This is a genomic window from Desulfosporosinus acididurans (assembly GCF_001029285.1).
Lineage (GTDB): Bacteria > Bacillota > Desulfitobacteriia > Desulfitobacteriales > Desulfitobacteriaceae > Desulfosporosinus > Desulfosporosinus acididurans.
In genome coordinates this window covers 84,646-97,773 of the sequence record NZ_LDZY01000014.1, presented here as the reverse complement: position 1 = coordinate 97,773, position 13,128 = coordinate 84,646, and the positions used below count along the sequence as shown (strand labels likewise).

Annotated in this window: 11 protein-coding genes; all 11 read right to left on the bottom strand. The window is 38.8% G+C overall.

Annotated elements, in window-relative coordinates:
- Positions 1–144: 144 nt before the first annotated feature.
- The 11 genes from DEAC_RS17900 to DEAC_RS17850 all read right to left on the bottom strand — a co-directional run bounded on the left by DEAC_RS17900 (position 145) and on the right by DEAC_RS17850 (position 13,043).
- Positions 145–1,356, bottom strand: a complete 1,212-nt coding sequence (locus tag DEAC_RS17900) for an ammonium transporter (protein WP_047811443.1) — start codon at positions 1,354–1,356, stop codon at positions 145–147.
- A gap of 126 nt (positions 1,357–1,482) precedes the next feature.
- The gene (locus DEAC_RS17895; protein ID WP_047811442.1) at positions 1,483–2,130 is read right to left on the bottom strand and encodes a response regulator transcription factor; all 648 of its coding nucleotides are present in this window, start codon (positions 2,128–2,130) and stop codon (positions 1,483–1,485) included.
- Positions 2,120–4,051: an ammonium transporter gene (gene amt / locus DEAC_RS17890; RefSeq protein WP_047811441.1), complete on the bottom strand. Its 1,932-nt coding sequence runs from the start codon at positions 4,049–4,051 to the stop codon at positions 2,120–2,122. The genes DEAC_RS17895 and amt overlap by 11 nt, the downstream gene beginning before the upstream one ends.
- Positions 4,052–4,693: 642 nt before the next feature.
- Positions 4,694–5,050, bottom strand: coding sequence for a hypothetical protein (locus tag DEAC_RS17885; RefSeq protein ID WP_047811440.1), 357 nt, complete (start codon positions 5,048–5,050; stop codon positions 4,694–4,696).
- Positions 5,040–6,224 (bottom strand): hypothetical protein, encoded by a 1,185-nt coding sequence (locus DEAC_RS17880; RefSeq protein WP_047811439.1) that lies wholly within the window; start codon positions 6,222–6,224, stop codon positions 5,040–5,042. The genes DEAC_RS17885 and DEAC_RS17880 overlap by 11 nt, the downstream gene beginning before the upstream one ends.
- Positions 6,225–6,236: 12 nt before the next feature.
- Positions 6,237–7,061: a hypothetical protein gene (locus DEAC_RS17875; RefSeq protein ID WP_047811438.1), complete on the bottom strand. Its 825-nt coding sequence runs from the start codon at positions 7,059–7,061 to the stop codon at positions 6,237–6,239.
- 60 nt (positions 7,062–7,121) lie between these two features.
- A complete protein-coding gene (locus DEAC_RS17870; protein WP_047811437.1) occupies positions 7,122–9,344 on the bottom strand; it encodes a helix-turn-helix domain-containing protein in 2,223 nt (740 codons plus the stop codon).
- A 111-nt stretch (positions 9,345–9,455) separates the two neighbouring features.
- Positions 9,456–10,469: a helix-turn-helix transcriptional regulator gene (locus DEAC_RS17865; protein ID WP_047811436.1), complete on the bottom strand. Its 1,014-nt coding sequence runs from the start codon at positions 10,467–10,469 to the stop codon at positions 9,456–9,458.
- A 382-nt stretch (positions 10,470–10,851) separates the two neighbouring features.
- Positions 10,852–11,160 carry a hypothetical protein gene (locus DEAC_RS17860; RefSeq protein WP_152671437.1) on the bottom strand — a complete coding sequence of 103 codons (309 nt, stop codon included), beginning with the start codon at positions 11,158–11,160 and terminating at the stop codon, positions 10,852–10,854.
- A 208-nt stretch (positions 11,161–11,368) separates the two neighbouring features.
- Positions 11,369–11,953: a transposase gene (locus DEAC_RS22355; protein WP_242847195.1), complete on the bottom strand. Its 585-nt coding sequence runs from the start codon at positions 11,951–11,953 to the stop codon at positions 11,369–11,371.
- Between the two features lie 241 nt (positions 11,954–12,194).
- Positions 12,195–13,043 carry an amidohydrolase family protein gene (locus DEAC_RS17850; RefSeq protein WP_047811434.1) on the bottom strand — a complete coding sequence of 283 codons (849 nt, stop codon included), beginning with the start codon at positions 13,041–13,043 and terminating at the stop codon, positions 12,195–12,197.
- Positions 13,044–13,128 lie beyond the last annotated feature (85 nt).

Here is a 13,128-nt window from a genome sequence, read left to right as displayed (position 1 = left end):
CTCGACCGTCTAATAACTCAATCTTTGATACAAATTAACGATGCACCTCCGCTTTTTGTCGTATTAATATTTCTAATTGTCACTAATAGTAAAAAAATCAGCCAAGAGCATCAAGCTCTGGCTGATTTTTTTGAAGTCATAGTGTTACAAATAAGCTGTTTCGCCGTGCAGAGTGACATCCAGTCCCTTTATTTCCACTTCCATAGGCACACGCACAGATTCAAAAACATTTATGATTTTTAAGATAAGATACGTTACACCAAAAGCATAAAGGGCCGTGAAGGCAACCCCTAGAACTTGAATTAAAAATTGGTGCAGATTTCCTTGAAGAAGACCACTCGTACGATTTACGCTAGATATAGCAAATACGCCTACTAAAATAGATCCAAGAATACCGCCGACTCCATGCACTCCCCAAACATCAAGAGCATCATCCCAATCAAGTTTTATGCGAATTTGAACGGCTGCATAACAAACGCCCGCAGCTAGTAACCCGATGATAGCAGCTCCCCAAGGACGGACATAGCCTGCAGCAGGTGTGATAGTTGCTAAGCCAGCAACTGCACCAGTTAGAACACCTAACATGGTCGGTTTTTTCTCGTGAATCCAAGAAATTACAAGCCAGGCGATCATTGCTAGTGAACCTGCAATATCGGTATTGACACAAGCCGTTGCTGCGATGCCATTAGCAGCTAACGCACTGCCGCCATTAAACCCAAACCAGCCAAACCATAAGAGTCCTGTCCCCAAAGCAACAAAGGCAATGTTATGTGGCGCAGTGCTCTCTCCCGGTTGTAAAACTCGTTTTCCGACAAAAAACACTGAGGCCAAAGCGGCAATTCCGGCAGTAACATGAACAACAATACCGCCAGCAAAATCAACAAGCCCCATTTGGGCTAGGAAACCGCCTCCCCAGACCCAATGAGCCACAGGTATATAGACAAAAATACTCCATAATACTAAAAACTTAAGATAACTTTTAAAGCTTATCCTATCTGCAAAAGCACCCGTAATCAAAGCAGGAGTAATTACGGCAAACATCTCTTGATAAAAGAAAAATACTAGGAATGGTATGGTTGGCCCATAAGCCGGATTTGGGGTCATGCCCACTCCGCTTAAACCAAAATATTGTAAATTACCGATAATACCATGAAAATCTTTACCAAAGGCCAGACTAAAACCTCCCAGGACCCAAATTGCTGTCACGATTCCCATAGAAACAAAGTTCTGAATCATGATTGTCAATACATTCTTCTTTCGTACCAGGCCACCGTAAAAAAATGCTAAACCCGGGGTCATAAGACATACCAAAGCGGCACTTATTAAAACAAAAGCAGTATCCCCTGTATTAATCATCATAATCCTCCCATTAATTAATTTTTAAAGTCAAATAAATCTTAAACTAAAATGAAGGATTAATTAATACAGGATTTACTGTATTATACGGTAATTTTCACTGTATTCAATTTTCACGCTATTAAATTACACCTCAATTATATGATTTCGAACTGCATATAAAACTAAATCCGCTAGGCTTTTAAATTCCAGTTTATGCATTATATTAGACCTATGAGTTTCCACGGTTTTTAAACTCAAATTTAACATGGTGGCTATTTCTTTGTTACTGTTTCCTTCAGCAAGAAGTTGGATTATTTCTCTTTCTCTTGATGAAACGAGTTCATCTGGCTCTCCTTTCTTAAGATTAAAATTTTTCACAAAGCCGGCAACGACCGTGGAAGTGATATCTGTTGAAAGATATATTCCACCTGATTGTACTATTCTAATAGCCTTCAATAATTCTTCGAGGGCATTATCCTTTAAAACATAGCCACTAACCTGAGACTGATAGGCTCGAGCTACAAATTCTTCATTCTTATGCATTGTTAAGATTATTACTTTTATTTCAGGGCAATCTCGTTTAATTCTTTCAGCCACTTCCAAACCATTAAGCCGGGGTAGGGAAATATCAAGTATGGCGATATCCGGTTTTAAGCGCAGAATTCCATGCAGTGCCTCCTGCCCATCAGGGGCCTCACCGATTATTTCTATATCATTTTCTTGTTGGAGTAAAATAAGTAATGATTCTCGGAGTATTTTATGATCATCTGCTAAAAATACTTTAATCTTCAAAAGGCACCTCCATCATCAATGAAGTTCCTTGGCCTTCTGACGTTATAATCCGAAGACTCCCGCCCAGCATTTTTAATCTTTCTTGAATCGAATTCAATCCCAATCCCGTATGCACTCCGTCAGCCTCAAAACCTACTCCATTATCGCTGACCTGAAACAAATACAAATCGCTTTTAAGCCTCACAAAACTAACGTTTACCATTGTTGCCTGAGCATGTTTTAAGATATTTGTTAAACATTCCTGGATTACTCGATATATATTCAAGACCGCAGCATCCTCCCAAGCCGGAATTTCCGTTAATAAATTAAATTCTGATTTGATCCCTGTAGTCTTTTCAAAGTTCTTTATTAAAACTTCAATTGCAGCACTAAGACCCTTATCACTTAAAAAAGCTGGCTTCAAATTAAAGAGCACAGCCCTAATATCCTCAATAGTCTGAGTTGCAAGGTTAACAGTTCCTTCAACCTGATTACTTAATCTATTATCTTTGTACTCTGTTTTAACCTTATTGGCGATCATACCCAATTGCAATTTTAAAGCTGCCAAGGATTGACCAACCCCATCATGAATATCTCTAGCCAACTTAAGCCGTTCATGCTCCTGCGTTTCCACCAAAAGTTTTGCCTGTTTCTGCAATAATTGATTTTGAGCATGAATTTTAAGGTTGAGATCTTGTGTCAAATTTTCATAATGTGTCATCTTCAAATAGTCTTGCCATGAATAAATATCAGCAAATTCAACAATGTTTAACCCTTTGTCCTCTTCTTCTTCAGTTACCCGTAAGCCAATTGTTTTTTTGATTGTATAAAATAATAATAGTCCTAAACCAAAAGCCCAGACAAAATTAAGTAATACCCCTGCGAATTGAACTAGGATCTTAACTATATGTGATTGCCCTCCAAGAAATTCTGCTGGAGTGAATAAAGCTAATAATATGGTTCCTGCAGCACCTCCAAAACCGTGTATAGGTACTGCACCCACAGCATCATCTAATCCCAGTTTTTCTAGCAATAAGCTAGCTAAAACAACGACCGACCCTGAGATAAAACCTACCATAACTGCCTGAAAAGGATAAAGATAATTAGACCCAGCCGTTATTGCCACTAAACCACCCAAGGCGCCTGAGAAAACAGCTTCCATATAACTATGATCTTTAATGAAGATACTGGTCGTCAGTATTGCGCCAGCAACCCCCGCTGCTGCTGAAAAATTAGTATTTAAGAGGATCAGCCCAACTCGATCATTAAATTCCAAAAGGCTTCCTCCATTAAACCCGAACCAACTAAACCATAAAATAAATGTTCCCAGTACAGCAAAAGGTATATTTGATCTTCCTAATTTCTTAATTTTCCCATTTGCATCCCATTTGTTCTTACGTGGCCCCACAATGATGATTCCTGCTAAAGAGACCCAGCCCGCAGTGCAATGTACCACTGTGGCTCCAGCAAAATCCATGAATCCCATCTGCTTTAGCCAGGCTGACTGATTAGTAAACAGATCTGCCCACACCCAATGCCCATATAAAGGATAAATAAATCCTGCCAGAAAAACGTCGGCAATTAATAAAGGTAAAAGTCTAGTTCTCTCCGTCATACTCCCAGATACAATAGTTACCGCTGTTCCAGCAAACATTAATTCAAAAAATACAAAAACGAAACCTACAGAATTATGCGCATGAGATAGGTTATTGAGAAACCAGAAATCGCCGCCAAAAAGCCCCCAATGACTGTTTCCAAACATAAGTGCAAATCCTATAAAACAATAAACTAAAGTTGTAATGACAAATGTAATGATATTTTCAATGGCTACACTAATTACATTTTTTGATTGAATGAAGCCAACTTCATAACAGACAAACCCCGCTTGCATAAAGAAAACAAAACATGCACTGACAATAATCCATAAATGATTAATACTCATATCTTATAGTTCACTCCAGCATAACCATAAAATTTCACAAAAAGGTTATCCATGTAATGGAATGGGATTAGTAAGATTACATTTCGCTTTATAATTAGCTTATCAGGAAGCATTCCACTAAACATCCGAAATCATTTTATTATCCCCAGCAATCTAATAAATATCCAAAACTTTCTTTACAAACGACTTAATGCCTAACTGTATAATATATTAGCCCTCTCTAGCATTTTCATCCCATGACGTTTAAAAAATCCACAGCCAGATCATCAAAATGATCTGGCTGTGGATTTTTTATATTCACTGGTCCTTTCAAGACTAGTATTAAAACATAACATAAATTATCCTTGCTATTCCCATTAACATCAAGCCTCCATTGACCCTGTGCCGCATTATTAAGCGTTTTTAGGCCTGTTTACTTTAATTTTTTAAGAGAATATTTGGATATGTTTTATTCTCAGGCTATACACCCAGCACCACGGGCGCCTTTATAGTTTCTGTTTCTTTGACAAGTCACGGTCTCAACGTGGGTAGGTGTTACTTTATTGATCATTCGCAAAGGATGTTAGAGACCTTAAATTAAATAGATCTGGTGATACATTTGTAATTTAGGAAGTGCAAGTACCTAAATTAACCGTCCATTAATTATTCGAACAACTCTCCTGACATCAGTGCCTGCAAAAAAATCTCAAAAGAAGGAGCAAGGATTTCATCTTTCAAAGCATAAACAGCCTCATCTTTCAAATAAATCGGATCGCTGTTGATGGTGGCAAATATAGTGCCACTCTCGACAGCGTAGTCCTCTTGCAGTTCCTGTAGCTCTTCATAGGCATAAAAACAAACAGAGTTCAAGTCCGTCAAAGGAATGACAACTTCTTTAGGGTTTGCCACACTATACAATTTTCTTAGGGCGTTTGGCAAATCCTTTGCACTTATGCCTTCATCAAACCTATTGTTTTTATTGACAGTCTTTGCCCAGTGAACGAACTCATTAATAATCATATGATACCTCCTGGAGAAAATGAGGAAAGTTTTTCTCAATTGTATATATGTGGATACGTTTCGCAATGTTCTTATCGTGGATTGACATAGAAGTCTTGTAAATCAGAACCACAAATCCGACGCTCATTGAGACAATGATTCCTGCGGCACCGCCCCAGAACCCCTGCGCAACTATTGATACCACCAGCAGTGTTATTGAAAATGCCGCCTGCTTACCAACACGGATAATACATTCTTTAGTGTTATACCCCATGATTTTTAACTTTGTAAACTGGTAAACAGAGAATACTACAATAGCAAGGCCGCCGACCACACCCATTTTGCACATCTTTGAGACGTTTTCTGTGACGGTAATGCCAATATTACCCAATACTCCTTGGAGTGCACCGGTAGCTATTTCACCTATTGAACGAGATATAAGGTGGTTAACAACGCCAAGTCCAGCGCCTTCTATGCCAGCCTTTGCTCCGGCGATCGCAGCCAGTTTTGCGCTTTCAGTCGAAACCCCTGCCTGTGCCAGGGTAACAACAAAGCCTATTGTAAAGCCCATGCCAAGCCCTATGGCAGCGGCTATACCGACCCCGGCTATTTCATTTTTGAATACTCTCTTATGATTTACATCTTTTAATCGCTGGTCCCTGTCATACATCTTTCCCTCGGTATCGTTGCGAAAATCGCCACCGTGCATGTCTTTATGTTCCTGACGATCGCGTGCAAAATTGACATTGTCAGGATTAGCTTGGTCTTTAGGGTGTGCGTGAACATTATTGATGTGGTGACCCTCTGCCCCTTCGACCTTTCCAGTTTTTAAAATATCCTGTTTCTCTGCATCGGTCCAATGTCTGGTTCCCGAACCACCCATTTCGAGTTCGGCCTTTTCGTATTGCCAAGCAAGACTGACGCCTTTATTCCTCATACTCTGCGATGTAAAATTCGGATCATTACTTAATGCGTTGTTCACCTGTTGTTGATAGGTTGCCCGTAGACTGGAAAGGCGAGTGAATATTTCATTGAATTGAGCATTAAACCCATTCGTTGTTGAGATTGCAGTAAAAGTGTTTGTTGCCTGCAGACTGACAGTGAACGCCGAGGTATTCACATCAGCCATACTAAGAGTATTTCGAGGAACATAAGACGGTTGATTGAAAGATAAACTTATGTTGTTAGGCATCATTTTTGACACCCTCTAACGGCGAACTTTTTCAGCATCAATTGAATATTGAGTAAGCCTGAACTTACCGTCATCATTCAACTTACCAAAAATATAAGAATATACATGGTTGTAATAAATCAGCGTTTCACTAAACAGTCGGGATGCATCATAGGAAAACAGCTTACGAGAAACGAGGGTAAACAACTGAGATTCACTCCCAGTGTATTTACTCTCATTGTCACGGAAGGCATTAAACGCGGCCTGAAAATTCGTCAAGGCAGCTTTGTTATATTCGACGTTTGAAAAATGGGCAAGTTCTTCCATTTTATTGCTTACGAGTTGAGAAAAATCCTTAGTAAGTGAATCATACAATGCCTGCTGTTCGTCTGTAAAAGCATCTTTGGCAATACTCGATTCTACTTTTGCCAATTGCGCAAGAAGTGAATCAAAATCACTTTGCTTCTTAGTGTTGAACATTTTTCCTTTGATTTCAATAAAACATTTTAAAGAAGCCTCATTACGCTTTCTTCTTTCGACTAAACTTTCCTCAGCCTTTTTCGTATCAATATCGCTTAATTCTTGCACAATCTTAAATAAACGTTTTCGCGCATCAACAATTACCGCCAGCGTTTCATCAGAAATCTCCACGTTTTCTGAAAATACCGTCATGGCGGTCTCTGCCTCTTTTGCAAAGAATCTCCTAGTATCACTCTCAATCGGATACGCAGCAACAGAAAGTGCAAAATTAAAAAATTGAAGAAAATCATCTGTTCTTCCTAAATTCCGATTAAACATGTTTTTGGCAACAATATGTGCGTCCCATATATTATTTTCCTGTATCAACTTTTCAAACAGCATGGTCATCCTCCTCAAAGAACTCTGGCATATCCCACTTGTAGAAATTGTAAAACCACTTTCTTACAGCGGGATATGCTCGAAAAAATTCTTGATACTCCTTGCGACAGCAATCTTATGTTTAATAGCCTCGATATCATATTCACTAATCATCGTACTAAGATTGTCTACATAACCAGCCCATTCATTTTCAAGAGAATCAGCCGCTGCAGAGAATGCAATTTCTGTTTGGTCCCAGAAAGTTTCGATACAATCCTTGAATCTCATCAAAGCATCTTGCTCATCGTAGGCATTCACTAGTTTTTTGGCGACACTTTTTTCCCAGCCCCCAGAGAAAATAGCAAAGACAGATAGGGCTGCAATGATTGCAAGCGCGATTCCAAGGACAACGGGCCCACCAATAGCCGCAACAGAAGATACAGCGGCTGCCGTACCACCAATGGATATACCAACGGCTGACAGAAGGCTCACCCCTTCAGCAACTAGGATATACGCGCCCAGATTACCTAATGAGCCAGCCCAGAAAGCAAGCCCAGCGAATGTCGCCAATCCTGCTAAACCCGATGCGAAAGCTCTCTTTACATTAAATTCAACTCCATTTATAGTTACTGCGGGATTATCTGAGCTACTAATGATGTTATGGCTGCTTGCGAATACTTTAAGATAATCATCAATGTCTTTACTCAGATGCGCCGATTTCGTTTCAAGAATACTCTGTACTCTCTCTTCAAGAACTGAACTCAAATAACTTGAAAAGGCTTGTACATCATCTTTCTTTTTTTCGACCTTGCGATCTTTCATTATTTTGACTATGTTGTCAACGGTAATGAGCGTTCCGTACTCCGAGGCAAATCTATCTATTGAATCGGCTTTATAAGTCCGTATTTTCTCAAAGATTCCCATTCTCCGATTCTGGTTATCATTTGCCCGCTCTGTTTCATGGGCTTCAATCTCTTTAAGTAGTTTAATATATTTTTCGCGTTCATCACACATTTCCGTATATGTTCGAATTTCGATATCAAGTCTTATACCGGATTGCTCGGCATATATTCTCACGAAATCTTTTATTCGTACGTTAATTAGCCGCGGCAACAATTCCAAGATCTTCTTTAGTTCACTCTCAAATTTTGCACGAAGGTGTTCTATGTCGGTGGTATATGTGAAAAATCGACTTTTCAATACATCATGTCCATAGCTTTTCTTCGACACACTGGAGCGTCTTGCCCAATAACCTTCTGGCAAGGTCTTTTCAAAACGTTCACAGCCGAGATCCAAGATATCATTGAGTGAAGTCACATTACCATTACTAACCGTATGCGCTTGAGAAGCGACAATGAAAAGATTGGAAAGAGGCGGAATATCAACTTCACTTGATTGTTCTATTATGTTGAGTGAAGAAATGGATTCTTTTATGTATTGAATATCCTCTTCCCGCATAAAACCATTAGCTATAGACAAATAAATTAGGACATCAGCGGCTTTTTTAGCGTTCAGAGTAATTGCATCATCTTCGTTACGGTCACCGGTACCAAAGCCAGGCAAGTCGATAATATCGCAGTTCTTTAAGACTTCACTTTCAACGAAAATTACTGCTGCTCCCGCTTCTTTTGTTGCGAAGTGCTTACCTTGTCTTACGCCATAGGAAGATAGAATATCAGCGGTACCACCTGCAATCTTCCACTGACGGCAATATGCTTCGTCAGACAAACGCGAATCATCCCATGATTCAGAAGCATCCTTCCCAGCCTTAAATACCCATGCTTCATCTTCAATGTAAGAAGGCCTGTCCGAAATATGCTTTAGATAAACCACAATAGAAGTTGTTGGCGTCCAAGACGTTGGCATTTTTTCTGTGCCAATAATTGCATTAATCATAGCACTTTTCCCTACATCAGAACGTCCTATTAGTGCAACCTTAGGTTTTTTAACTGCCGCTGAGATGCCCTTTCTCAAACCATCAATAAAACTGTGATAGTCATCTCCCCAAAATGTAGCATTTGCGGCACAGCCCTGTTCAATGTAGTCTACAATCGTCCTCTTAGTAAATTTGGTTTGTTGCCAAGTATCTTCGGGGTTTATGGGACAAGCCACAGGCTTTTCGTATTGAGAAAGCTGATCGGGGGTCATTCCGGTTTTAGAGGCGATAGTAAGAAAAATGTTAAGCGGTATATCTTCAATTTTTTGTTCTATTCTCGAAATTTTTTCTAGAGGTTCCCCAATAAACTTTGCTAATTCATCCTGCGTCATTTTCAAGCAGTTTTCTCTGAAGATTTTTAAATCAAACATATTATCCTCCATTCGGTTTATAGTAAATAACCTAAAAGTTGAACAGGAAAATTATACTGGGTTAAAAAATTCGTAAATCTTTTTTTATTTTTTCCTCTATATTTTAGAAGCTTATTCAAACTTATAATTATTTAGCATTCGCAACATGGTTTCTCTCATTTCTTTGCGAAAATCATCAGGCATTAATACTTCAAGAAACTCAGCCTGACTAAGCAGCCACATCTTGATGCCATCACCGAATACCTTAGCTTCTATAATAGCCTTATTTTCCTCCATACCTATAACTTTTGCTGTCGGTAAACGGTCAAGTACAGCGTCTATTGATGGACCCCAGAACCGAAAAGTTATTTTAACTAATTTTCCAGCCCGCATGAATTGTACTCTTTTACGAAACTCACCTTCCTCGAATCTCTCTGTTTCTGGAATATGAAAGTGTTGATTGGAAATCAGATAGGACTTTATTCGGTCCAATCGATATGTAGCAGGAAATTCATAACCCAAACCCTTGATATATGCTATGAGGTAGAAATAATACTCTGAAAAAATTAGCCCGCAAGGTTCCAAGACCCTACAAGTCGTAGTCGCTGCTCCAGGCTTCAGATAAGTGATTTCCAGCAATCGCCGCTCTCGGATGGCCATGCTGATATCCCATATTTTATTTATAAGGGGTTGACTATGAGCAACAGGCAAATAATGATGTAGTTCATTTCGAATATTCTCAGTTACATTCTTTCGAGAATCCGGTAGGCACTGTGCAATAGTTTTATTTAAAAGCTGGTTAAGTTCTGATTTCGAAAATGCCCTGCTTTCCAATAAGATTTTAGCAATGGCTAAAACCTCTTCCTGAGTTAGCCAAGTACTTCCACGGATCATTTCGTAACCCTTTTTAGCTCGATTGTAATTTATAGATATATTGCAACCTTCTCCATTTAAACTCTGGTCATCAAGATAAGCCCTCAAATCATTAATATCGCGTTGAATCGCTTTTTCACTAACCGAAAAGTTAATTGCAGCTTGCTGTTTGTTGACGACATTGCCCCTACTTAAAGTGTCATACAAGGAAAGTATACGGATTGCTTTTGTTCGACTATCAAATTCCTCCGTATCTCGCCAGTCTTGCTTCAAACAAATCCCCCTCCGATATCAATAGAAAGTTCGTAATTATATTCTTTTCTAACTATTTCTACTTCAAGAAACAATATCCTGCAAAAATCGATAATCTCAATTATTTTCTGACTTATCTTCTATACAGACTGTTTGTTTTTCATTAATGATCATCGCCTTCTCTTTTGTTAAATCGCAATTGCAATAAGGGCATAGCCATATTCGGTGTTCACTTGCGCTGTATGAATTTTTTCCGCAAGCCATGCATATCTTTCTTAACAAAATCTCATCAGCTCCTGTACTTTATATAAACAGCATAGCAAAAGGCATGGACACTATTTGTCCATGCTGCTAAAATTTACACCAGAAAATAAAAAATGCTGGTAAGAGATCTTATATCACCTCAACCAACACTTTCCTCATTAATTACCAGAAACGGTATATTCCACTCAACCGCAATGTCTAGTTTTGACTTTCCACTATGCTTCCGCTCATGAACGATAATTTTAGCAATTAGCGTAACTATGTCAGTATGAGTAAGTTCCTTCCTATTAATAGTATCCCTCAAAACATCCAATGCTTTTGCTAACTTTGCTTTTTCTTGATCCCGAACCTCTTTGAGATTCTTTGTTTCACTCAATTGCTGTTCTAGCCTTTCCAGTTCTTTTGTGGATTCTTGAGTCATCTCCCGGAAGAGTTCTTCATTAATCAATCCTTGCGCTAGCTGCTTGGAGTAATTCTTTATTTCAGCAGCAATTTAGCTTCTGTATGATTTCCACCGATCTTTATTAAGGAATTCACTTCTTATGTATTATATCAACATTATTTACTTAATTTAACTGTAAAATGGATATACCTCCCCTACACTCAAATCAGTGTCTTCTTAATTCAGTTGCCTATTCTCTATGCACTACTCAAAACTAACTCGATTTCACAAAGCGCAATGGTTGCTCCACATTGTCCATCGTAAATGTTGACTCATATACTTCAACTTTCTCGAATTCTCTTTCATCTTCCCAAACCTCAACCTCTACTGACTTATTTGTTTTCTTTTTGATGAACCGCAAGCTCTTATTGTTATTATTTTTTGCCCTGACAACTGTATCGATACCAAGATTTCTACAGTGGTTAATCCAAACGGAATTACAGGCGAGAGCATCATAAACTACAACATCAATCAATTTCTTATGTCTCTTTAAGATGCTTGAAATCAGCCTTTTCCCCACGTTCAACTCCCCTTCATCTTTAGAGGAAGGATCTTGTCCGGGCTTATACATCTCAAAACCAATAACCAGTTTGGGACCATTCCCAACTGTTGACATGACAGCGCCACTATGGAAACAATGAGTCTTTTGACCTTTGGTGTTTTTTAAGCATGCTGGACAACTTTTCTTATTGCTCCCAAAAAACTTTGTTCCATCAATTGCAGCCACTGTATATCCGTCGATTGTTCCGTTTTCAAAAACCTTATTTTCAACGGACTTTTTAACGATATGATCATTCATTTGGTTTAATCCGCTAATATCTATGTCTTTAAGTGTGTCTCTGATCGCATCAATCTGAGGCGGTTTGGATGACTAAAAGAAAAAACTCCGAATTTGATGCACTTTTGATATCGTTAAAGAGACTAGTAATAGCAATGGTTTGTTTATAGTAGAGGCTAAACTGCTGTAATTAGCCTCTATCAACTATGCGTTAAATATCTTTTTAATGAAGAGTTATATTTATATTTTGCTTATACTTCTCTTACAAAATTTCATTTAGTTTGGGATAAACCGTAAGCACATTTCGATAAAATACAGCTTCGTGGTACTCCTCCGGTATAACATGCTTGATAAATTCTACATAAGGTTTAATCGGTACAAGTGGCCAATCCGATCCGAAAAGAACTTTATTATAGCAATTCGATATGACTAAGGCTTGTTGAATATACTCAACGTAAAGTCTTTTAGCTTTGGTTTTCATCACGTGCTCTTTATTCCCCGCAATGAGTCCGGATAAGTCTGCATAAACATTTTGGTTCTTGGCGGTGACCTCTGCTGCATCAATCATCCACGGAACGCCCATATGACAGATCACAAACGTAACGTCCTCTTGTTTTACAGCTAACTCATCAATTGTTAACGGATGGGAATATTTTAAAAGCCCTTTTGGGGATTGTGTATCCCCACAATGAATCGCCACGGGAACTTGATATTTGCGAGCAAGCTCATAGATGGGATCATAAATCGAATCATACACGTAATATGGAAAATAACCGGGATAGAGTTTAATCCCTGTCGCCATCCTTTTTTTAAGTTCTCCTTCAATATAATCAAGTTCTTTGTGATCTTCCTTTAGCCTTTCAGGATTGACCCCTACACAAGAAAGTAATCCTTCTACAGTCCCATCTTCCAAAACAAATTCTTCCGGACTCCCCGAAGGTTGGTTGGGCTCTCGGCTGGGCGTTGACATGATGATTCCAGCGACAACACCGGCTTGTTCAAACTCTTGTCTTAGCCCATGAGCACTAAATTCCACTTGTGATATATGTTTGGCCGTTTCATAAAATCCAGGGCGACAAGAAAAATGCAAGTGAGCATCAATGATTTTCAAAATAACATCCCCCGTATTCGGTATCCTTTCAATTTCAAATATGTTTATTTCATTATATCATACTGTTCATTTCTTAACGGCGAAC